Origin of the sequence: Pseudomonas sp. G166 (assembly GCF_037027455.2) — a bacterium.
GTDB lineage: Bacteria > Pseudomonadota > Gammaproteobacteria > Pseudomonadales > Pseudomonadaceae > Aquipseudomonas.
The window spans coordinates 90,148-112,162 of sequence record NZ_CP146985.1 but is presented as its reverse complement, the minus strand read 5'-3'; the positions used below and the strand labels follow the sequence as shown (position 1 = coordinate 112,162).

Annotated in this window: 23 protein-coding genes; 17 read left to right on the top strand and 6 right to left on the bottom strand. The window is 60.5% G+C overall.

All coding sequences use genetic code 11. From position 1 onward, the window contains the following. Nucleotides 1-21 precede the first annotated feature (21 nt). From prlC to SGN16_RS00500, 3 genes are all read left to right on the top strand, one after another. Nucleotides 22-2,073: an oligopeptidase A gene (gene prlC / locus SGN16_RS00510; protein WP_335945047.1), complete on the top strand. Its 2,052-nt coding sequence runs from the start codon at nt 22-24 to the stop codon at nt 2,071-2,073. Then, a complete protein-coding gene (locus SGN16_RS00505; RefSeq protein ID WP_210642228.1) occupies nt 2,070-2,348 on the top strand; it encodes a YheV family putative zinc ribbon protein in 279 nt (92 codons plus the stop codon). The genes prlC and SGN16_RS00505 overlap by 4 nt, the downstream gene beginning before the upstream one ends. A gap of 115 nt (nt 2,349-2,463) precedes the next feature. Beyond that, nucleotides 2,464-4,515 carry a M3 family metallopeptidase gene (locus tag SGN16_RS00500; protein WP_335945046.1) on the top strand — a complete coding sequence of 684 codons (2,052 nt, stop codon included), beginning with the start codon at nt 2,464-2,466 and terminating at the stop codon, nt 4,513-4,515. Here SGN16_RS00500 and SGN16_RS00495 read toward each other — a convergent pair. After that, nucleotides 4,457-5,137 carry a tyrosine-protein phosphatase gene (locus tag SGN16_RS00495; protein ID WP_335945045.1) on the bottom strand — a complete coding sequence of 227 codons (681 nt, stop codon included), beginning with the start codon at nt 5,135-5,137 and terminating at the stop codon, nt 4,457-4,459. The two genes, SGN16_RS00500 and SGN16_RS00495, sit on opposite strands and share 59 nt — an antisense overlap. A gap of 194 nt (nt 5,138-5,331) precedes the next feature. Between SGN16_RS00495 and SGN16_RS00490 the strand changes: the two genes are divergently transcribed. The 3 genes from SGN16_RS00490 to SGN16_RS00480 all read left to right on the top strand — a co-directional run bounded on the left by SGN16_RS00490 (nt 5,332) and on the right by SGN16_RS00480 (nt 8,952). Continuing rightward, nucleotides 5,332-6,390: a PA0069 family radical SAM protein gene (locus SGN16_RS00490; RefSeq protein WP_335945044.1), complete on the top strand. Its 1,059-nt coding sequence runs from the start codon at nt 5,332-5,334 to the stop codon at nt 6,388-6,390. Between the two features lie 208 nt (nt 6,391-6,598). Next, a complete protein-coding gene (locus tag SGN16_RS00485) occupies nt 6,599-7,330 on the top strand; it encodes a carbonic anhydrase (protein WP_063323564.1) in 732 nt (243 codons plus the stop codon). A gap of 92 nt (nt 7,331-7,422) precedes the next feature. Then, entirely contained in the window at nt 7,423-8,952 is a 1,530-nt protein-coding gene (locus SGN16_RS00480; protein WP_210642224.1) for a SulP family inorganic anion transporter, read from the top strand. Nucleotides 8,953-9,114: 162 nt separating this feature from the next. Here SGN16_RS00480 and SGN16_RS00475 read toward each other — a convergent pair whose 3' ends face one another. After that, the gene (locus tag SGN16_RS00475; protein ID WP_210642223.1) at nt 9,115-9,765 is read right to left on the bottom strand and encodes a hypothetical protein; all 651 of its coding nucleotides are present in this window, start codon (nt 9,763-9,765) and stop codon (nt 9,115-9,117) included. A 374-nt stretch (nt 9,766-10,139) separates the two neighbouring features. Between SGN16_RS00475 and coxB the strand changes: the two genes are divergently transcribed. The 4 genes from coxB to SGN16_RS00455 all read left to right on the top strand — a co-directional run bounded on the left by coxB (nt 10,140) and on the right by SGN16_RS00455 (nt 14,527). Continuing rightward, the gene (coxB, locus tag SGN16_RS00470) at nt 10,140-11,267 is read left to right on the top strand and encodes a cytochrome c oxidase subunit II (protein WP_134922248.1); all 1,128 of its coding nucleotides are present in this window, start codon (nt 10,140-10,142) and stop codon (nt 11,265-11,267) included. Between the two features lie 82 nt (nt 11,268-11,349). After that, nucleotides 11,350-12,942, top strand: coding sequence for a cytochrome c oxidase subunit I (ctaD, locus tag SGN16_RS00465; RefSeq protein WP_210642222.1), 1,593 nt, complete (start codon nt 11,350-11,352; stop codon nt 12,940-12,942). A 121-nt stretch (nt 12,943-13,063) separates the two neighbouring features. Then, nucleotides 13,064-13,615 carry a cytochrome c oxidase assembly protein gene (locus SGN16_RS00460; protein ID WP_335945043.1) on the top strand — a complete coding sequence of 184 codons (552 nt, stop codon included), beginning with the start codon at nt 13,064-13,066 and terminating at the stop codon, nt 13,613-13,615. A gap of 24 nt (nt 13,616-13,639) precedes the next feature. Then, nucleotides 13,640-14,527 (top strand): cytochrome c oxidase subunit 3, encoded by an 888-nt coding sequence (locus SGN16_RS00455; protein WP_210642220.1) that lies wholly within the window; start codon nt 13,640-13,642, stop codon nt 14,525-14,527. An 8-nt stretch (nt 14,528-14,535) separates the two neighbouring features. Here SGN16_RS00455 and SGN16_RS00450 read toward each other — a convergent pair whose 3' ends face one another. Continuing rightward, entirely contained in the window at nt 14,536-14,739 is a 204-nt protein-coding gene (locus tag SGN16_RS00450; RefSeq protein ID WP_014335867.1) for a twin transmembrane helix small protein, read from the bottom strand. Between the two features lie 70 nt (nt 14,740-14,809). Between SGN16_RS00450 and SGN16_RS00445 the strand changes: the two genes are divergently transcribed. From SGN16_RS00445 to SGN16_RS00420, 6 genes are all read left to right on the top strand, one after another. Next, complete coding sequence (locus SGN16_RS00445; protein WP_335945042.1) at nt 14,810-15,547, top strand: SURF1 family protein; 738 nt, start codon at nt 14,810-14,812, stop codon at nt 15,545-15,547. Next, nucleotides 15,513-16,106: a hypothetical protein gene (locus SGN16_RS00440; RefSeq protein ID WP_210642218.1), complete on the top strand. Its 594-nt coding sequence runs from the start codon at nt 15,513-15,515 to the stop codon at nt 16,104-16,106. Before SGN16_RS00445 ends, SGN16_RS00440 begins: the two co-directional genes overlap by 35 nt. 10 nt (nt 16,107-16,116) lie before the next feature. Next, nucleotides 16,117-17,196, top strand: coding sequence for a COX15/CtaA family protein (locus SGN16_RS00435; protein WP_210642217.1), 1,080 nt, complete (start codon nt 16,117-16,119; stop codon nt 17,194-17,196). Further along, the gene (cyoE, locus tag SGN16_RS00430; protein ID WP_335945041.1) at nt 17,184-18,083 is read left to right on the top strand and encodes a heme o synthase; all 900 of its coding nucleotides are present in this window, start codon (nt 17,184-17,186) and stop codon (nt 18,081-18,083) included. Before SGN16_RS00435 ends, cyoE begins: the two co-directional genes overlap by 13 nt. Beyond that, nucleotides 18,080-18,715: an SCO family protein gene (locus SGN16_RS00425; protein ID WP_163855935.1), complete on the top strand. Its 636-nt coding sequence runs from the start codon at nt 18,080-18,082 to the stop codon at nt 18,713-18,715. The genes cyoE and SGN16_RS00425 overlap by 4 nt, the downstream gene beginning before the upstream one ends. Before the next feature lie 454 nt (nt 18,716-19,169). Further along, the gene (locus SGN16_RS00420; RefSeq protein WP_335945040.1) at nt 19,170-19,532 is read left to right on the top strand and encodes a DUF6124 family protein; all 363 of its coding nucleotides are present in this window, start codon (nt 19,170-19,172) and stop codon (nt 19,530-19,532) included. A 115-nt stretch (nt 19,533-19,647) separates the two neighbouring features. Here the strand turns inward: SGN16_RS00420 and SGN16_RS00415 are convergent, their stop codons facing one another. After that, entirely contained in the window at nt 19,648-20,286 is a 639-nt protein-coding gene (locus SGN16_RS00415; RefSeq protein WP_339101931.1) for a DUF2459 domain-containing protein, read from the bottom strand. A gap of 383 nt (nt 20,287-20,669) precedes the next feature. Between SGN16_RS00415 and SGN16_RS00410 the strand changes: the two genes are divergently transcribed. Next, the gene (locus tag SGN16_RS00410) at nt 20,670-20,885 is read left to right on the top strand and encodes a hypothetical protein (RefSeq protein WP_335945039.1); all 216 of its coding nucleotides are present in this window, start codon (nt 20,670-20,672) and stop codon (nt 20,883-20,885) included. 63 nt (nt 20,886-20,948) lie between these two features. Here SGN16_RS00410 and SGN16_RS00405 read toward each other — a convergent pair whose 3' ends face one another. Both SGN16_RS00405 and SGN16_RS00400 read right to left on the bottom strand, forming a co-directional pair. Next, nucleotides 20,949-21,182 (bottom strand): hypothetical protein, encoded by a 234-nt coding sequence (locus SGN16_RS00405; RefSeq protein WP_335945038.1) that lies wholly within the window; start codon nt 21,180-21,182, stop codon nt 20,949-20,951. A gap of 12 nt (nt 21,183-21,194) precedes the next feature. Then, nucleotides 21,195-21,674 carry a hypothetical protein gene (locus tag SGN16_RS00400; RefSeq protein WP_335945037.1) on the bottom strand — a complete coding sequence of 160 codons (480 nt, stop codon included), beginning with the start codon at nt 21,672-21,674 and terminating at the stop codon, nt 21,195-21,197. Between the last annotated feature and the right edge of the window lie 341 nt (nt 21,675-22,015).

The following is a 22,015-nucleotide window of genomic DNA, read 5'->3' as shown; positions in this document are numbered from 1 at the left end:
CTTCCAGCCAAGGTGTCAACCGTGAGCGTGAACAACCCTCTTTTGCAGTCCTACGACCTGCCGCCATTCTCGACGATCCGTGCCGAGCACGTGCAACCGGCCATCGAGCAGATCCTGGCTGACAACCGTGCCGCCATCGCCGAGATCCTCAAGACCCAGGGCACGCAGCCGACCTGGGCCGGCCTGGTGCTGGCGATGGACGAGCTCAATGATCGCCTGGGCGCCGCCTGGAGCCCGGTGAGCCATTTGAACGCCGTGCGCAACAGCCCCGAACTGCGTGAAGCCTACGAGGCCTGCCTGCCGGCGCTGAGTGCTTACTCCACGGAGCTGGGCCAGAACCGCGAGCTGTTCCAGGCGTTCGAAGCCCTGGCGAGCAGCCCTGAAGCCGCAGGTTTCGACGTCGCGCAGAAAACCATCCTGGAACATTCCCTGCGTGACTTCCGCCTGTCGGGCATCGACCTGCCACCCGAGCAGCAGAAGCGCTACGCCGAGGTGCAGAGCAAACTGTCCGAACTGGGCAGCCGTTTCTCCAACCAACTGCTGGACGCGACCCAGGCCTGGACCAAGCACGTCACCGACGAAGCCACCCTCGCCGGCCTGACCGATTCGGCCAAGGCGCAAATGGCTGCGGCCGCCCAGGCCAAAGAGCTGGACGGTTGGCTGATCAACCTGGAATTCCCCAGCTACTACGCAGTGATGACCTACGCCGAAGACCGCGCCCTGCGTGAAGAAGTCTACGCAGCGTACTGCACCCGCGCCTCCGACCAAGGCCCGAATGCCGGCCAGAACGACAACGGCCCGGTGATGGAGCAGATCCTCGACCTGCGCCAGGAACTGGCCCAACTGCTGGGTTTCGCCAACTTCGCCGAATTGAGCCTGGCGACCAAAATGGCTGAATCCAGCGACCAGGTGCTCAGTTTCCTGCGGGACCTGGCCAAGCGCAGCAAACCGTTTGCCGCCCTGGACCTGGAACAACTGAAGGCCTTCGCCGCCGAACAGGGCTGCCCCGACCTGCAAAGCTGGGACAGCGGTTTCTACGGTGAAAAACTGCGCCAGCAGCGTTACAGCGTGGCCCAGGAAGCCCTGCGTGCGTATTTCCCGATCGATAAGGTGCTGGGCGGTCTGTTCGCCATCGTGCAACGCCTCTACGGCATCGAGATCACTGAACTCAAAGGCTTCGACACCTGGCATCCAGACGTGCGCCTGTTCGAAATCAAGGAAAACGGCCAGCACGTCGGGCGTTTCTTCTTCGACCTCTACGCCCGCGCCAACAAGCGTGGCGGCGCCTGGATGGACGGCGCCCGCGACCGTCGCCGTACGATCGATGGCGTGTTGCAAAGCCCTGTGGCGAACCTGGTGTGCAACTTCACCCCGGCCGACAGCGGCAAACCGGCGCTGCTGACCCACGACGAAGTCACCACCCTGTTCCACGAGTTCGGCCATGGCCTGCACCACTTGCTGACCCGCGTCGAGCACGCTGGCGTGTCCGGCATCAACGGCGTGGCCTGGGATGCCGTGGAGCTGCCGAGCCAGTTCATGGAGAACTGGTGCTGGGAGCCTGAAGGCCTGGCGCTGATTTCCGGCCACTACGAAACCGGTGAGCCGCTGCCCCAGGACCTGCTGGAAAAAATGCTCGCGGCGAAAAACTTCCAGTCCGGCCTGATGATGGTCCGCCAGTTGGAGTTCTCTCTGTTCGACTTCGAACTGCACGCTACCCACGGCGACGGTCGCAGCGTGGCGCAAGTGCTTGAAGGGGTGCGCGATGAGGTGTCGGTCATGCGTCCGCCGGCCTACAACCGCTTTCCCAACAGCTTCGCGCACATTTTCGCGGGCGGGTACGCGGCGGGTTATTACAGCTACAAATGGGCAGAAGTGTTGTCGGCCGATGCGTTCTCCAAGTTCGAAGAGGACGGCGTGCTCAACGCCGACACCGGTCGTGCCTTCCGTGAGGCAATCCTGGCCCGTGGTGGCTCCCAGGAGCCGATGGTGCTGTTCGTCGACTTCCGTGGCCGTGAGCCGTCGATTGACGCACTCTTGCGCCACAGCGGCCTGACCGAGGACGCGGCAGCATGAGCGAGGGGCCTGTGATTACCAAGAGACGCTTTATCGCCGGGGCGGTCTGCCCGGCGTGCAGTGAGCCGGACAAGTTGATGATGTGGAGTGAAGACGGCGTGCCGCACCGCGAATGTGTGGCCTGCGGTTATTCCGACACGCTCAACGAACAAGGTCTGTCGGTGCCCAAGGAATTGGGCACCCGGGTCAATACGTCGGCGCTTAAGGTGCCGGATGCCAAGGTTCAGGCGGTACAGTTTTTCCCCAACCCCAAGTTGAAGAAAAAACCCGACTGAAATCTTCGGCATCACCTTCCGGGCCGCCTGGCCCGGAAGCGATACATATATACCGCCGCGCTTGCGGCCTTCCTGCCCAGACTTGTTCATCAAGTCCACAGACAGGAAGGCTTCCATGCCCCACGCTGACAACCCGCTGTTGCAGGCCTATGACCTGCCGCCTTTTGCCCGGATCCAAGCCAGGCATTTCTCACCGGCCCTCGACCGGATCCTTGCCGAAAGCCGCGTCCAGGTGGCCCATATCATCAAGACCCAGGCAGCGTTTCCCACCTGGGACGACCTGGTGCTGGCCATGGATGAAATCCACACGCGGCTGGAAGGTTTCGACGCGCTGCTGGATCTTCTGGCCTCGACCAGGACGGGAGACGAATGGGCACAGGCTTCACTGGACTGCACGGAGCGGCTGCATGATTTCCAGCGCTGGCTGAGACAGCATCCGCAACTGTTCCAGCTTTATCAGCGCCTGGCAGACAGCCAGATTGCCCGGCATTTCGAACCGGCACGTAAACGCGTCCTGGAAAAAATCCTGCGACAGTTTCGCCAGAATTTTCTGGCACCCACTGCTCAGGCCGGCCTGGTCGCCTTGAAGCGTCGCATCCAAGGGGCTCAACAGCTGTTTCTGGAAAACCTGCACAAAGCCAATAACGCCTGGAGTAAAACCTTCGACGATGAGGCCCAATTGAGTGGCCTGCCCAGCGCTTTCAAGCAGCAAATGGCCCGCCAGGCGCGCGAAGCCGGGCGCGCGGGATGGTTGCTGACGCTCAACGACGAGTCATTTGGCATCGTCACGGCCTATGCCGACAATCGCCTTTTGCGCCAAGAGCTGTATGTGGCCTACAGCACCCGCGCATCGGACCAGGGCCCCCAGGCCGGCCAGTTCGACAACGGCAAGGTGCTCAAGCAATTGCTGGAGGACCGCCACCGCTACGCGACCTCACTCGGCTACGGGAATTTCGCTCAGATGGCTGTCGAACCAGAGCAAGCCGAGTCCGCCGAACAGGTCACGACATTCCTGCGAGGGCAGCTGGCCCTGCACCAAGGCGCTTTTGCCAACGACGCAGAACAGCTCAAGGCATTTGCCCGCCAGCAGGGTTTCAGTGAGCTCCAGCCCTGGGATTGTCCTTACCTGGCGGAAAAGCTTCGCCAGCAGGTGACGGGAACCTCCCGGCATGCCCTCAGCGCCTGGTTTCCCCTGGAGTCGACGTTTGCCCAGCTACTGCTGATCGCCAAGGAGCTGTTCGGGGTGGATTTCATCGAGCGTCAGGATGTAGCAACCTGGCATCCCGAGGTGCGTCTTTTCGAAGTCCGCGAATGGGAGCTGGTCATTGGCTACCTGTATTTCGATCCGTTCGGCGATGCGACCCGCAACGGTTATCCCAATACCACCACCCTGCGAAACCGCTACGTCACCGCCGAGGGACGCCCTCGGCACCCTATCGCCATCCTGCATGGCTGGCTGCCACGCGGCTCAGGCGACCAGCCGGCCGTGCTCGACCACCTGCAGTTGCGCATTCTGTTCCATGAGTTCGGCCATTGCCTGCAGCATGTACTGACCCGGGCAGAGTACCGCGACGTTTCCGGCATCACCGACCTGTCCCGCGATACGTCCGAGTTTGCCGGCATGTTGTTCGAACAGTGGTGCTTCTCCAAGCAATGCCTGGTCCGCGTGTCGAAGCACTACCAGACGGGTGCGGCGATGCCTGACAAGATCGCTGATCAATTGTTGACCTTCGCCAACACCCAGGCCAGTTGGGAAACCGCCCTGCTGCTGCGCAACGCACTGTTCGATATGGAACTGCACCAGAGCCATGGCGATGGGCGCACCGTCCAGCAGGTGTTCGATCAGATCAACGCGCACTTCGGGCATTTGCCCGTGTCCGCGAACGAACGCTGGCCCAATGGCCTGGATTACATGGTGACCGGCTATGCGGCCAGGATTTACGCCTATGCCTGGTCGAAGGAATTAGCGCTCACCGTGTTCCAGCGATTCAAGCGCGACGGGGTGTTCAACGCGGCAACCGGTCAGGCTTTGCGCGAAACAATCTTCGGGCCGGGCGATTCACGACCGCTGTCCGAATCCATCGCGGCCTTTTCAGGCACGCCGCCAATCATTGCTCGGGAAGGCTCATCTGGGGGTCAAGGTGACGGGCCGTCGTGGTCGAATTGACCCAGCTTTTCAGCGAGCAAAGTGCAAAGACGCTGGTGCTGCAATCGCCGTTGGCCAATGCAGCACGAAGTTTTTCGACGTCGGCCTGCACCACGTAGCGAACCCCATCCTTGAAGTGATGGCTGTCACCGAAGCCGCCTTCCGTCATTTCGTTCAAGGCGTCCTCTTTGCTCCAACCCTGCACGACCACCCGGTACATGGCTGCCACCAGCCCGGTGCGGTCTGACCCGTGCTTGCAGTGCATCAGCACCGGCCCCTTGGCTTCGGCCGCCTGAACGGCGCGCAGGGCCTTGAGTATGTCGCTGTCGTCGACATGATTGGTGCGATAAGGCAACTGCACTTGCTGGATACCGGGGACGGATAACCAGCTTGCATCCGAATCCGGCAAAAACGTGATGACCGTACCGATCTTGAGTTTCGTCAGCAGAGGCAAGGCACCACCGTCCGGCAAGGAGCTGCGATAAAGCGTCGGCGACATCTGGTAAAGGTTGTAATGCTTTTCCACCGGCTGGGCCCAGTCAGCAGGTCTGGACTCTGCGAAGTCAGCCGCCTGGACCACAGAGTCAGCAAACAGCATGAGTAACGTCAGGCAGAGCAGTGAACGGAAAGGACGCTTGGGCATGTGTGGACCGGAAACGAAAAAATCGAAGCGTTCAGTTTCGTCTCGCCCCGGTTAAAAGCCTGTGAGGAGAACGTCAAAGCGTTGTGAACGCTCAGCCAGGGCTTATTGCAGCGCAGGCCGGGCCGCTGAATGGCACTGGCCTTAATCGAATACAACGAATACTGTATGCACATACAGCAATTCGGAGTATGCCCATGACAGCCTCCCTTCCACCCCGCGGCCGCGGCACCGCGACCAACCCGCATAACCGCTTTGCCCCGAATCGCTCGGTGGCCGAAGATGACGGCTGGTATCAGGAAGTCCCGCCCACCCAAGGCACCGAAGTGCGCATTGAGCTAGCCAAGACCATCATCACCCGCAACACCTCGCCGGATATTCCTTTCGATCGCTCCATCAATCCCTACCGTGGCTGTGAACACGGCTGCATCTACTGCTATGCGCGGCCCAGCCATGCTTACTGGGACATGTCGCCCGGGCTGGATTTCGAAACGAAGCTGATCGCCAAGACCAACGCCGCCGATGTGCTGGAGCAACAGCTGTCCAAGCGCGGCTATCAATGTGCGCCGATCAACCTGGGCTCCAATACCGACCCTTACCAGCCCATCGAACGCGAACAGCGAATCACCCGCAGAATCCTGGAGGTGCTGCTGCGCTACCGTCATCCAGTGACTATCGTGACCAAGGGCTCGCTGATCCTGCGCGACCTGGACCTGCTGACCGAACTGGCGCAGCAGCGCCTGGTGGCGGTGATGATCAGCCTTACCACCCTGGACGATGAACTCAAGCGCATTCTCGAACCCCGTGCGGCGGCACCCAAGGCGCGGCTGCGGGCGATCAAGGTCATGCGCGAGGCGGGTATTACTGTGGGCGTGCTGTGTTCGCCGATGATCCCGATGATCAATGACAGCGAGATCGAAAGCCTGCTGGCCGAGGCTCATGCCGCTGGCGCACAGAGTGCCGCCTACATCATGTTGCGCCTGCCGTTGGAAGTGGCGCCGCTGTTCGAACAATGGTTGCAAGCGCACTACCCGCAGCGCGCCGCCCATGTGCTGAGCCTGGTCCGCCAGAGCCGTGGCGGCGAGCTCTACGACAGCCAGTTCGGTACTCGAATGCGCGGTGAAGGCCCTTTCGCCGACCTCCTGGCCCAGCGCTTCAGCAAAGCGATCAAGCGCCTGGGGCTCGATCGTCGCGAAGGCTACAATCTCGATTGCCAGGCCTTTTGTCCGCCGGGCCGACAGATGTCCTTGATTTAAATACAGTTGACCGTAAATTGGGTTTCGAACACCGAGCGTTCAGGCGCTTCACGTGCATTGTTCATACCTCGGAAGATACGTCCTAGAGCCTTCGATTCAGTTTGAGTTAAGTTTCGGCCGCTACCTTGTTCATCGAGTGACTGACAGGTCGGGGATTTCGACCTGGACGTTTTTTAACCAGCCACTGGCGTCTCAAAGAGGATGAATCATGAGTGACAAGGATAAACAGCCGTTGGCTGCGTCGGCTTCAGCCCAACCGGAGGCGGAAACCGCCGATGCAGCGCTGCAGCATATTGTTGACGGCTTTTTGCATTTCCATCACGAGATCTTTCCGCAACAGGAAGAACTCTTCAAGAAACTCGCCACCGCCCAAAAACCCCGGGCGATGTTCATCACCTGCGCCGATTCGCGCATCGTGCCCGAATTGATCACCCATAGCTCCCCAGGCGACCTGTTCGTGACCCGCAACGTCGGCAACGTCGTTCCGCCTTACGGGCAGATGAACGGTGGTGTTTCCACCGCCATCGAATACGCCGTGCTGGCCCTCGGTGTGCAGCACATCATTGTATGTGGCCATTCCGATTGCGGCGCCATGCGTGCAGTGCTCAACCCTGACACCCTGGAAAAAATGCCCACGGTAAAAGCCTGGCTGCGCCACGCCGAAGTGGCCAAGACCATGGTCCACGACAACTGCCCGTGCGGTGATGAAAAGCAGACCATGCCCATCCTCACCGAAGAGAACGTGATCGCGCAGTTGCAACACTTGCGAACCCACCCTTCGGTGGCCTCGCGCATGGCTAACGGTCAGTTGTTCATCCACGGCTGGGTGTACAACATCGAAACCAGCGAGATCAAAGCCTACGACGCGGACCAGGGACGTTTCCTGCCGCTCGATGGCAGCCATCCGATACCGGTGGCGACGCCCAAAGCGCGCTTCTAACCACTCCTAAACATCCTTGTGTGGTTCAAGCCTTGCCGCTGTTTGAGCGGTAGGGCCTTGCCATGCCTGAAGAAAACTGCGGGAGAGTCGCCATGCGTGCTGCTCAATTAAAAGCTGTTCTGCCACGGGAGCTGTTGGCTTCGGTGGTGGTGTTTCTGGTGGCGCTGCCCTTGTGCATGGGCATCGCCATTGCGTCCGGCCTGCCGCCGGCCAAAGGCCTGATCACCGGCATCATCGGTGGCCTGGTAGTGGGTTTTCTGGCCGGCTCAAAGCTGCAAGTCAGTGGCCCGGCCGCCGGCTTGGCGGTGCTGGTCTTCGAGCTGGTGCGCCAGCATGGCGTGGCGATGCTCGGGCCGATCCTGCTGTTGGCGGGGCTTCTGCAACTGCTGGCCGGGCGCTTTCGCCTGGGCTGCTGGTTCCGGGTGACCGCGCCTGCGGTGGTGTACGGGATGCTGGCGGGTATCGGCGTGCTGATCGTATTGTCCCAGGTCCATGTGATGCTCGACGCGGCGCCCAAACCTTCAGGGCTGGATAACCTGACGGCGTTCCCGGCGGCAGTGGCTCAGGCGTTGCCGTCCTTCGGCTGGCAGGCCGGGCTGCTCGGTCTGTCGACGATTGCGGTGATGTGGTTGTGGGAAAAGTTTCGCCCCCACAGCCTGCGCTTCATCCCCGGCGCGCTGCTCGGTGTAGGCTTGGCGACCATCGCCAGCCTGATGCTGGCCTTGCAGGTCAAGCGTGTGGAAGTCCCGGAAAATCTCGCCGAAGCCATTGATTGGCTGCGCCCGGCGGACCTGCTGAACCTGGCCGATCCCACGTTGCTGATCGCCGCGTTCGCCGTGGCCTTCATTGCCAGCGCCGAAACCCTGTTGTCGGCCGCTGCCGTGGACCGCATGCACAGCGGTGAACGTGCGGACTTTGACCGCGAACTGTCGGCCCAGGGTATCGGTAATATGCTTTGCGGCCTGCTCGGCGCCTTGCCGATGACCGGGGTGATCGTGCGCAGCTCGGCCAACGTCCAGGCCGGGGCCACCACTCGGATGTCGACGATTTTCCACGGCCTTTGGTTGTTGCTCTTCGTGCTATTGCTGTCCAGCGTGCTGCAGAGCATTCCAGTGGCAAGCCTGGCGGGTGTGTTGGTGTACACCGGTTTCAAACTGGTGGACCTCAAGGCATTTCGCAGCCTGGGCCGCTATGGCCGAATGCCGATGTTCACTTATGCCGCGACGGCCCTGGCAATCATCTTTACCGACCTGCTGACTGGCGTGCTGATCGGTTTCGGCCTGACCCTGGCAAAACTGGCCTGGAAAGCCTCGCGCCTGAAAATCAGCCTGATCGACCTCCCCAAGGACGGTGAGATGGAGCTGCGGCTGGTAGGCGCGGCGACCTTCCTCAAGGTCCCGGCACTGACCCAGGTGCTGGGCACCATACCGACAGGCGCGACCGTGCATGTGCCGCTCAATAACCTGAGCTACATCGACCATTCATGCCTGGAGTTGCTGGAAGAGTGGGGCCGGGCGAATGCCAGCAAGGGTTCGAAGCTGCTGATCGAATCCCGCGGGCTCAAGCGCAGGTTGGAAGGGCGGTTGCGTACCACGGTAGGAGTTGGCGCAGCCTCTGCCTGACACTCAAGTCCAAATGTGGGAGCGAGCTTGCTCGCGATAGCGGTGTATCAGCCAACTTCGATGTTGCTGGTCCAATGCAATCGCGAGCAAGCTCGCTCCCACAGGGTTTTGCGGTGAACACAATTATTGTGAACACCCACAGGGATCTGTGTCTCTGCGGAATCAAGCCGCTGGCTGATCCAGCTCCAGCCCAACGCCCAACTGGCGCGACAGGCACGGCCAGCGCTTCCAGGCAGCGCCGGTGTCCGGGCTGCCCAGCTTGTCACGGTAAGTCTCCACCGACTCCAGCGCAAAGCTGTCTTCGTCGAGCATTTCATCCACCGCGTGGTGCACGGCTTCATCCAACTGGTTGGCGAACGGTTCGCCGATCAAATGGTGAGCGATCAGGTTGGCGACCGTCATGTCCAGCGGGATCAGCGGTTGGCTGAAATGCTTGATGTACAAATCGTTGACCTCCTCCACCAGCCGGTGAGCCAGGTAGGCCTCATCCAACAGGCCGTCCAGGCCGACGTGGCCTTCCATCAACTTGGGCGGCTGGAGGAAAAACTGCTCGGCGATTTTCAGCACCGGCTTGATCTGCGATTCGATGCCGGCCTCGCGAGCCACCTCGTTGGCGGCATCCAGCAGGTCCGGCACCTGCTCGATATAAGCGGTGACAAAGCGAGTCATGACGCCCTTGGCATCAATGTCCGGCAGTTGAATGGCGGCGTGCAGGTTCGGCAACTGGGCTTCCAGCTGACGGGTCAATTGGCCGGTCTCGGCTTCGTGTTGTTGGGCTTTTTCGATCTGCTCGCGCAATGCGGCGGTGTTCATGAAAACTCCAGGAAACAAGGCAATGAAATAGGGAAGACATAACTTAGCTGGCGCAAAAACACTCCTAAGACCTATTTTTCATAACCGTCTCATCCTTGATACATCATAAGTTATATCGGTTTGCCATCACTCAGGTTCGCATCCTTCTCCATTCGCGGGCTCTAGCGCAAGCCCTGTCTGTTTCAAACGATTTACGCCATCGCGTTGCGAGGTTGCAGTCGCTGTCTATACTCGGGTTGGAATGGAGTTAGCTGATGACACCCGATGCATATGCAGCAAGGCACGGCGGTCGAGTTCGCAGTCTGATGTAGCCGCTCTCCCTTGCCGCAGGCGTTAAGCCTACGGGATAACAAGAACGATAAGGGGAACCCGCAATGACGCGACATCCACACGTATGGATGGGCCTCCTGTTGTGGTCGATTTTCAGCCAGGCGCAAGCGGCCTGGACTGTGAATATGGCGCCTGGAGCGACACAGATCAGCAATGCAGTGTTCGACTTGCACATGACCATCTTCTGGATCTGTGTGGTCATCGGCATCATCGTCTTCGGCGCCATGTTCTGGTCGATGATGATGCACCGCCGCTCAACCGGCCAGAATGCCGCGCATTTCCACGAAAACACCCGCGTCGAAATCCTCTGGACCATCGTGCCCTTCCTGATCCTGGTAGCCATGGCGATTCCTGCCACGGCCACCCTGATCAAGATGTACGACTCCAGCGAGTCGGACATCGATATCCAGATCACCGGCTATCAATGGAAATGGCACTACAAATACCTGGGCCAGGACGTCGAGTTCTTCAGCAACCTGGCCACCCCCGCCGAACAAATCCATAACCAGAGCGCCAAGGGCGAGCATTACCTGCTGGAAGTCGACAAGCCGCTGGTGCTGCCGGTCGATGCCAAGGTGCGCTTTCTGGTGACCTCCGCCGACGTGATCCACTCTTGGTGGGTGCCGGCCTTTGCGGTCAAGCGCGATGCGATTCCCGGGTTCGTCAACGAAGCCTGGACCCGCGTCGACAAGCCCGGCCTGTATCGCGGCCAATGCGCCGAGCTGTGCGGCAAGGACCACGGTTTCATGCCGATCGTGGTGGAGGTCAAGAGCAAGCCCGACTACGAAAAGTGGCTGGGCGAACGCAAGGCCGAAGCTGCGCAGCTCAAAGAGCTGACCAGCAAGGAATGGACCCTGGACGAGCTCAAGGAACGCGGCGACAAGATCTACCACACCACCTGCGTGGCCTGTCACCAGGCTGAAGGCCAGGGCCTGCCGCCGATGTTCCCGGCGCTCAAGGGCTCGAAGATTGCCACCGGGCCCAAGGCTGATCACCTGAGCATCGTCTTCCACGGCAAACCCGGCACCGCCATGGCCGCATTCGGCAAGCAGTTGTCGGAAGTCGATATCGCTGCGGTCGTGACCTATGAACGTAACGCCTGGGGCAACAACAAGGGCGACATGGTTACGCCTAAAGAAGTGCTGGAACTCAAACAGGCGGAAAGCAAATGAGCCGGCCTGACGCTTGTTCCCGCAACCGGTCGGGGCTCAACGCCCCGCGCCGTCCAGCCCACTCGTTCGAAGGAGACAGGACATGAGTGCTGTGATCGATGACCACGGTCATGCCGGCGCCGACCACGCCCATGGCCCCGCCAAGGGCCTGATGCGCTGGGTGCTGACCACCAACCACAAGGATATCGGCACGCTGTACCTGTGGTTCGCGTTCTCCATGTTCCTGCTGGGCGGCTCGTTCGCCATGGTGATCCGCGCCGAACTGTTCCAGCCGGGCCTGCAGATCGTGGAGCCGGCGTTCTTCAACCAGATGACCACCATGCATGGCCTGGTGATGGTCTTCGGCGCGGTGATGCCGGCGTTCGTCGGCCTCGCCAACTGGATGATCCCGCTGATGATCGGCGCGCCGGACATGGCCTTGCCACGCATGAACAACTTCAGCTTCTGGCTGTTGCCGGCGGCGTTCCTGCTGCTGGTGTCGACGTTGTTCACACCCGGCGGCGGGCCGAACTTCGGCTGGACCTTCTACGCGCCGCTGTCCACCACCTATGCGCCGGAAAGCGTGACGTTCTTCATCTTCGCCATCCACCTGATGGGTATCAGTTCGATCATGGGCGCGATCAACGTGATCGCTACCATCCTCAACCTGCGCGCCCCCGGCATGACCCTGATGAAAATGCCGCTGTTCGTCTGGACCTGGCTGATCACCGCGTTCCTGCTGATCGCAGTGATGCCGGTGCTGGCCGGCTGCGTGACGATGATGCTGATGGACATCCACTTCGGTACCAGCTTCTTCAGTGCCGCCGGCGGCGGCGACCCGGTGCTGTTCCAGCACGTGTTCTGGTTCTTTGGCCACCCCGAGGTGTACATCATGATCCTGCCGGCCTTCGGCGCCGTCAGCTCGATCATCCCGGCCTTCTCGCGCAAGCCGTTGTTCGGTTACACCTCGATGGTCTATGCCACGGCAGCCATTGCGTTCCTGTCGTTCATCGTCTGGGCGCACCACATGTTCGTGGTGGGCATTCCGCTGGTGGGCGAGCTGTTCTTCATGTACGCCACCCTGCTGATCGCGGTGCCCACCGGGGTGAAGGTGTTCAACTGGGCCAGCACCATGTGGCAAGGCTCGCTGACCTTCGAGACGCCGATGCTGTTTGCCGTGGCGTTCGTGATCCTGTTTTCCATCGGCGGTTTCTCCGGGCTGATGCTGGCCATCGCCCCGGCGGACTTCCAGTACCAGGACACCTACTTCGTGGTCGCGCACTTCCACTACGTACTGGTGCCCGGCGCGATCTTCGGGATCTTCGCCTCGGCCTACTACTGGCTGCCGAAATGGACCGGCCACATGTATGACGAAACCCTTGGCAAGCTGCACTTCTGGCTGTCGTTCGTGGGGATGAACATGGCGTTCTTCCCGATGCACTTCGTCGGCCTGGCGGGCATGCCCCGGCGGATTCCCGACTACAACCTGCAGTTCGCCGACTTCAACATGGTTTCGTCCATCGGCGCATTCATGTTCGGCGCTACGCAGATCTTCTTCCTATTCATCGTGATCAAGACCATCCGCGGCGGCCCACCCGCACCGGCCAAACCATGGGACGGGGCCGAAGGGTTGGAGTGGAGCGTGCCGTCGCCGGCGCCGTATCACACCTTTACTACGCCGCCGGAAGTTAAATAGATGACACCGGGGCCTTGTGTGGGAGCGAGCTTGCTCGCGATGGCGGCGACTCGGTGTGTCAGACCCACCGCTATCGCGAGCAAGCTCGCTCCCACAGGGTTCTCGGTAAGGATTGGAAATCATGGCTGAGTCGATTTCGCTGAAAAAACTGGTCACTCGCCTGCTGCTGGTGGTGGTGGCCATGTTCATCTTCGGCTTTGCCCTGGTGCCGATCTACGACGTGATGTGCAAGGCGTTTGGCATCAACGGCAAGACCGCCGGGCAGTATGAAGGCGAGCAAACCGTCGATGAGTCTCGGCAGGTTCGCGTGCAGTTCCTGTCGACCAATTCGGTGGACATGGTCTGGGACTTCTATCCCAAGGGCAATGAACTGGTGGTCCGGCCAGGGGCGGTGAACGAGATGGTCTTCGTCGCCCACAACCCCACCAACCGGCCGATGAGTGCCCAGGCGGTTCCGAGCATCGCGCCGAGCAACGCAGCGGCGTATTTCCACAAGACCGAGTGTTTTTGTTTTACCCAGCAAGTGCTGCAACCCGGCGAACGCATCGAAATGCCCATGCGCTTCATCGTTGACCGGGACATGCCCAAGGAAGTGAAGCACCTGACGCTGTCCTACACGCTGTTCGATATCACCGCTCGTCATCCACCGGTGGCTGTAAACACTGACCGATAGCGTGCCCGATAAGGAGAACAATAAATGGCAACTCACGAACACTATTACGTTCCGGCCCAGAGCAAATGGCCGATCATCGCCACGGTCGGGATGTTCGTCACGGTGTACGGCCTGGCGACCTGGTTCAACGACCTGAAAGCGGCACGGCCGGAGTCCCATGGCCCGCTGATCTTTTTCGTCGGCGGCCTGTTGGTGGCCTACATGCTGTTCGGCTGGTTCGGCGCGGTGGTCAAGGAAAGCCGCGCCGGGTTGTACAGCGCACAACTCGACCGCTCGTTCCGCTGGGGCATGAGCTGGTTCATCTTTTCCGAAGTGATGTTCTTCATCGCCTTCTTCGGTGCGCTGTTCTATGTGCGCAACATCTCGGCGCCCGGCCTGGCGGGCGAAGGCACCAAGGGCCTGTCACACATGCTCTGGCCAAGCTTCGAGTTCGCCTGGCCGCTGCTGAACAACCCCGACCCGAAACTCTTCCCGGCGCCCAAGGAGGTCATCAGCCCCTGGGGCTTGCCGCTGCTCAACACCGTGCTGCTGGTCAGTTCCAGTGTCACCGTCACCATCGCCCACCACGCCCTGAAAAAAGGCCATCGCGGCGCGCTGAAACTCTGGCTGGCGATCACCGTGTTGCTGGGTTGCGCGTTCCTGGGCTTCCAGGCCGAGGAATACATTCACGCTTATAAGGAACTGGGCCTGACCCTGGGCTCCGGTGTCTACGGCGCAACGTTCTTCATGCTCACCGGGTTCCACGGCGCCCACGTCACCATCGGCACGATCATCCTGTTCGTCATGCTGATGCGGATCATGCGCGGGCATTTCGACAACGAGCACCAGTTCGGCTTCGAAGCGGCGAGTTGGTACTGGCACTTCGTCGACGTGGTGTGGATCGGCTTGTTCATCTTCGTCTACGTGCTCTGAAACCTGCCTTACCAGGGCGCGTGGGAGACCAACTGGCCGCTGAAAAAACCCCAGGCAATCAAGCCGACGGTGGCGGCGGCCAGGCTGACCCGAATCGCCAGGGCGATGACCAGGCGATTGGAACTGCTGTCGTCCTTGACCAGAAAAAACAGACCGCTGAACAGGCTGGCGATCGTGGCAATCAGCATCAGGACGATGGCTGCTTTTAGCATCAGGAACACTCCGGGGGGACGCGATGCACGTGAGTATAGCTATCCCGTTCGACGGCTTTCGGACGGTGCCATGAAACACTTCCGGCCGGGCATCGTGCCGTCGCTGGTGGTCGCCATTCTGGTGCCCGTGATGGTGTGCCTGGGGTTCTGGCAATTGAGCCGGGGCGAACAGAAGCGCGTGCTCATGGAAAATTATGCCGAGCGCCGCGTGGCGTCGCCGATGGACAGCACCGAGCTTGCGCACACCAGCGATCCGGCCTTTCGCCCGGTCACGCTGCAGGGCCAGTTCGACGCCGAGCACAGCATCCTGCTGGATAACCGCCAGCACGACGGCAAGGTCGGTGTCGAGTTGCTGCAACCGTTCCTCGACCACCGGACCGGGCTGTGGTTGCTGGTCAATCGCGGCTGGCTGCCCTGGCCGGACCGACGCACCCCGCCGGTCTTCAACACACCAGAAGCACCTATGAGCCTTCAAGCCTGGGTCTACGTTGCACCAGGCACCACGTTCCAACTGCACGCCGACCCGGCTGGCGCCGCATGGCCACGACTGGTCACCACCATCGAGCCGGACAAGCTCTGGGCCGAACTGGGCCGCAGCGGTTTCACCTATGAATTACGCCAACAAAGCGGCCCCGGCGCCTACCGGACCGATTGGCCCGTAGTGGCCATGGGGCCGGAAAAACACCTCGGTTATGCCGTGCAGTGGTTCGCCATGGCGGCGGCACTGTTCGGCCTTTTCCTTTATCTCGGATGGCACAACGCAGGGAGACACCATGGGAACCGCCATGAATCCAACCAACACGTCTGAGGCAACCACGGCGCAGAACCGTCGCAAGGGCCGGCTGCAACTGCTGCTGATTGTGCTCGGGGTGATCGGCCCGATGATCCTGGCCACCGGCATGTACAAATTCCAGTTCTGGGTGCCGCAAAGCCGCAGCTACCACGGCGAGATGATCGGCACCGGCCAGACCCGCGCAGAAATTGGCGTACAAGCCGATGAACAGCGCTGGCAGATCCTGGTCACGGCACCGCAGGAATGCTCGGTGGATTGCCGGCAACTGGTGTATCTGGCCCGCCAGGTACAGATCGGCCTCGGCCGCGACGCGTCCCGCGCCAGCCACGCCTTGGCCATCGCACAACCGCTGGACGCGGACTATGACGCGCAACTGCAGCGTGAATATCCGCAATTGCAACGCTATCCACTGGACCTGCCGACCTATCAGAAAGGTGCCCAGGGCTCTGGCGGCGCCCAGTTGTGGATCATCGATCCCCACAGCAACCTGGTGCTGCGCTACGACGCCCGGGTCAAGGGCAAGGACTTGCTCAACGATCTGCGCCACCTGTTGAAACTGTCGAACATCGGATGAGGGCATCGACATGGCCAAACCTGGATTTCGCCTCGCGCTGTTCGCCACGCTGCTGGCACTGATCGTCGTACTGCTGGGCGCCTACACCCGGCTCACCCACGCCGGCCTCGGCTGCCCGGACTGGCCCGGTTGCTACGGTTTCATCAGCGTGCCCAAGAGCGAAGCCCAACTGGCCCATGCCGAGCTGCATTTTCCCGACGCCCCGGTGGAAGCCCATAAAGGCTGGAACGAGATGGTCCATCGCTACTTTGCCGGAACCCTGGGCTTGCTGATTACCGTACTGGCCGCCCGGGCCTGGATGAACCGCCACCGCCCCGGCCAGCCGTTGAAGTTGCCACTGTTCCTGCTGGCCGTGGTCTTCGCGCAAGCGGCATTCGGCATGTGGACCGTGACCCTCAAGCTGTGGCCGCAGGTGGTGACCGGGCATTTGCTGGGCGGGTTCGCGACGTTGAGCCTGCTGTTTCTGCTCACATTGAGGTTGTCCGGCGTATTGCCGGCGCTGACCGTGCCCAAGCGCCTGCAACACTGGGCGACGGCCGGGCTGCTGTTGGTGATCGGCCAGATCGCCCTCGGCGGCTGGGTCAGCTCCAACTACGCCGCTGTGGCCTGCATCGACTTCCCCACCTGCCACGGCCAATGGCTGCCACCGGCCGATTTCGCCAACGGCTTCCACCTGACCCAGCACATCGGCCCCAACTACCTGGGCGGGCAACTGGACAGCGACGCCCGCACCGCCATCCACCTGACCCACCGCATCGGCGCGTTGCTGGTGACCGTGGTGCTGCTGGGGCTGGCCTGGCAACTGAAAGCGGTCGGCATGACCCGTCTCGCCGGCCTGGTGCTGGCCGCACTGGCGGCGCAAATCACCCTGGGCATCAGCAACGTGCTGTTCCATCTGCCGTTGCCGGTGGCCGTTGCCCACAACGCTGGGGGCGCCGCACTGCTGCTGACCCTGGTGCTGGTCAATTATCACGCCCGCACCAGCCTGGTTCGGGTCAAGCATCAAGTCCCGCTGCGCTGGCGGTTCAACCCGCATAAACACAGCCCCAGCCCCATAACAATAAAAGGAGAGATGCCATGGCAACCTTGACCGGTGAACGCCACAGCCAAGCGATCTGGCGCGATTACCTGGAGCTGACCAAACCCAAAGTAGTGGTGTTGATGCTGATCACCTCGCTGGTCGGCATGTTCCTCGCCACTCGTGCCGGGGTGCCGTGGACGGTGCTGGTATTCGGTAACCTGGGCATCGCCCTGTGTGCTGGCGGCGCGGCGGCGGTCAACCATGTGGTGGACCGGCGCATCGACGCGGTGATGGCCCGCACCCACAAACGGCCATTGGCCGAAGGGCGCATCTCCCCAACCGCCGCACTGACCTTCGCCCTGGCGCTGGCCGTGGCCGGCCAGGCCATGCTGCTGGCGTTCACCAACCCGCTGACGGCCTGGCTGACCCTGGCCTCGTTGCTCGGTTACGCGGTGGTCTACACCGGCTTCCTGAAACGGGCGACACCGCAGAACATCGTCATCGGCGGCCTGGCCGGCGCGGCGCCACCGCTGCTGGGCTGGGTAGCGGCGACCGGGCATGTCAGCGCCGAACCGCTGTTGCTGGTGCTGATCATCTTCGCCTGGACCCCACCGCATTTCTGGGCCCTGGCAATTCACCGCAAGGAGGAATACGCCAAGGCGGACATCCCGATGTTGCCGGTGACCCACGGCGAGCACTACACCAAGGTGCATATCCTGCTGTACACCCTGGTGCTGCTGGCGGTGAGCCTGATGCCGTTCGTGATCCAGATGAGCGGGATGCTGTACCTGATTTGCGCGCTGGTACTGGGGGCCAGGTTCCTGCAATGGGCCGTGGTGTTGTACCGTGGCAGTCGGCCGCACGCGGCGATCAACACCTTCAAGTACTCTATTTACTACTTGTTCCTGCTGTTCATCGCCCTGCTTGTAGATCATTACTTACTGTTGAGCCTATGACTCGAACCCAGAAAACCGTCTTCATTCTCGTGGCCGTGATCGCGCTGATCCTCGGCCTTACCATCAACAAGGTGCTGTCCGGCAAAGGCCAGGGCGACCCGACCGCGCTGATCGACGCCGGCATCATCCTGCTGCCCCAGAGCCGCAACCTGCCGGACGTGAAAATGACCGACCAGGACGGCCAGCCCGTGGCGATGGACGGGTTGAAAGACAAATGGAGCCTGCTGTTCTTCGGCTACACCTTCTGCCCGGACATCTGCCCGACCACCCTCGCCCAACTGCGCCAGATCAAAAGCGAACTGCCGCCCGAGGCTGTGGATAAGTTGCAGATCGTACTGGTGAGCGTCGACCCGAACCGCGACACGCCCAAGCAACTCAAGCAGTACCTGGGTTACTTCGATCCGCAGTTCAAAGGGCTGACCGCTTCATCGATTGAAGACCTGCAGAAACTGGCGAATGCGGTGAGCATTCCGTTCATTCCGGCGGATACCAGCAAACCCAACTACACGGTTGATCACAGCGGCAACCTCGCGGTCATTGGGCCGGACGGCACCCAGCGTGGGTTTATTCGTGCGCCGTTGAATAACCAGAAGTTGGTGGCGCAGTTGCCGGAGATGCTCAAGCGCAAATAACGCCACGACAAGAACGCTTGCTCCCACCGCCATTCTCCTGTGGGAGCGAGCTTGCTCGCGATGAAATCGCCCCAGTTCCAGAGCCGAACACCCCACCCGAATCCCCAAAAATCCTCCCTCCTACAGCCCCCACCCACACCCCTCTATCAAGCTACGCATCCTTGCGCCTTTGCCTACAACTACGCCAGAATCCGCCCGCTTGTGCGCCTTGTCCCTGGGTTCTATTGTCTTTCCTGCCACTGCCCATCAGTGGTCGGGTTTAGTAGCCCGAGGTAATCGAAGTTGTACAAGCGCTTCTCAAACAGGGCCCAACCCCTGTTCTTGATGGTGGCTGTACGCAGGGCGCTTAGGCGCGCCGGCTTCTTCGGTTCCCCGGTCTACTAACCTGCGTACAGCTGCCACCCCATTGTTTAGTAGCTTCGGGGTGTCGGCACCACATCAGGAACCGAAGCGTATGTTCAAAATATCCCCGAATCCGCCAGAAGCAGATTCCACCTCTACATCCGCAAAATCCAAAGCCAAGAAGCAAGACGAAACCACCAAACGCGTGCTCGATCACTACTTGCTACCGAAACCGGACAAATCTCAAGACGACCCCAAACCTGGGCAAGTATTCACCATCGTGAAAGGCCTCGATAACGAATGCTTGCTCGCTAATCTCAGTGAAACCCTGGCTTCGGCTGATGCGATGGTTAATGACTTGGCGTTTGAGTTGGATGGATCGCGGCGTCATATTGCGCTTGGTATTCAGCAGTTGATTGAGCTGAGTTCGTTGCTGGCGAATCGGGTGTTGGATAACGTGGAGCCGCGGCAGTAGGTAAACGTTTCCAACGAAAAAACCCGGCGTTTTGCGCCGGGCTTTTTTTGCTTCCGTCCCCCTAGAGTGGCCGAAAACGGCCGTTCTCTAATACACACCCGCCGCCAGGCGCGGGTTAGCGGGTAGCCAGGCAGGATGCACCAACCGCTGTCGCCCGGCGCAACTGCGACACGACGTTCCCCGCCGTAATCACCGCCGTAGGCGACATTGGGCAACTGCTCGCGGCCAGCGCCTCTGCGACCCAGGTATTGCAGGTATAAAACAGCGAATAGCTACCCTCGGCCTGGTAGAACCAGCTCTCTCCATACAGGCCAGGCCCGAGCACCACCAAGGTGCCCGTCGCTGAGTGGGTGAAGGTCCCGGCCACGAACGCGAGCAGTTGTCGGTAGCTGTCCTCCGTCACCCGCACCTCGATGACCTCGCTTGCGGCGAAACGCCGCCTGGGATCCCCGTCAATCTTGACCGCATGCAGCACGGTTGCCTTCGACCCGAACAAGGCTCGCAAGGCGAGGCTCAAGGTGGCCTGCGGGGCTCGGTAAAAATCCTCGTCACCCCAACCGAACTCCACGAAGTCGCCGTCGCTGAACGCTTCGGCCAATGCGGGAAGCACCTGAAGTAGATCGGGGCGCGCAATTATCAACCCGGTATGCAGGCCATGATTCACTACATAGAAGGACCGCCAATCGCCACCCTCGCCCTTCGGCGGGGCCGACGCGGTAGCGCAGCCGAACAGCGTGAGGACCAGGGCCAGCACTACAATGCGCATACACAAGGGCTTGGAGGCTCGCTAACGAAACGTGGGAAAACCCCAGCGGGGTTGGCGCTATATCTCGGCCAGAAGCAACCATGGCGCTTAGACACCCATAGCAGCAATACGCCACAAGATATCTCAGAGACTAAGCCTAGCATTCAAAGCTTGGGGGACTCGCCAACGCTCTCCCTGTAGAGCTGAACGATGGCCTTCTAAATATCACCGGCGCGTGCCCTGACCACGACACGGAGCAAAGCCTTGGACTCGCTTGCCGGTAGTGCTTTCGTTTCCTTTTACCATTTGTCGCAACTGTCATTTATGACAGTAGTGAAGAAGGTTCGATAAGCATTGAATGGTCTTCCCGAACAAGTAAAAGGAATTATCCAATGGCTCATTCATATCGGATCAAACTACCCGAACACAAACTTTCCAAGGGAGTCTCCGTCAAGGAAATAACCCTGGACGACTCCTTAAATCGAGGCGACCTGCTCAGATTCGAAGTCCTCCCCGACTTCACGTACATCGTCACCCAGAAGACCTATGAGGTAAACCTGGACGATACCTATCGAGTAGAGCTTGAGACTGATCTCTACAAGCCCTGATCAGCTGGATAAGGGGATGGATATATTTTCTGATATAAAATCCCCTTCTTCTCTTCAGCCAACCTACTCAAACCGCCGCCGCTTCATGAACAACCCCATCCCTATCGCCACGGCAAAAACCGACAGCAACCCCAGATCAAACCCCAACACGCGGGTCTGACCGGCCAAAACACAGCCAACCGCACCCGCCGCCACCAACACCACGCCTAGCCACTTGCGTAGCAGATAGGGTTTGAGGAATCGATCAAGCAGAAAGGACAACACCAAGGCAATGACCAACTGAGTAATTTCGGACATGTACGTCTCCGGTCAGGCCTTGATGATCAATGTCGAGAGGGTGCGTTGCGGGCCGATGCCGCCGTTGACCTGCGCCTCGATGCTCACCAGTACGTCGCCAGCATGGTAGGTGGGCAGGATTTCATTGGCATACCTGCGCACACCGGCCCCTACAGATGCCGCCACGTAAGAGGGGGCCACAGCCTTGGCGGCGGAAGCGAAGGCTGCGGCTGCAAGGGTGGCGATCGTGGTGCGCTGGGCGTTGAGGGCGTCGCCCTGTTGCCGGGTGAGCGGTTTGGAGATGCCGATCATCATCACGCACGGCAGGTTTTTGGCCAACATCTTGTCGTACACCTCGACGACCTTGCTGTTGACCTCATAGTGAGCACTTTTCGCTTCGCCAAAATGCAGCTCGCGCAAGCGTCCGCGTTCGCTGTCGGTGAGGGTGATCTGCGAGACGTTGAAGACGATCCCGCGATTGCCCATGTATTGGAAAGTCCCTTCGAACTTCATCGCCCATATCCTTTGGGGTAAAGGTGGCGATTCTCTACAAGGAGCGGACTGGATTCAAATCATTCCGCTTTGCCGGCAGGGTGTGTTGGTCATGCGTAGGAATCGCAGTGTGTCAGGCTGATTCCGTTGGCTTTTTTGGGTCTGCTTCGCAGCCCAGCGGGGATAAATCCCCTCGCCACAGGGTTTTGTGTGTTGGCTGTTTGGCGGGCTGTTATTGAAGATGTGGTCGACTTTTATGAGTGCCTCGCACTCAAGCGGGAGCAAGCTCCCTCGCCACAGAACGCTGCTTTGCGTGGTTTAACGCCGCCTAGGTCCAGGTAGCCCTTATCCAGGCCGAAGCA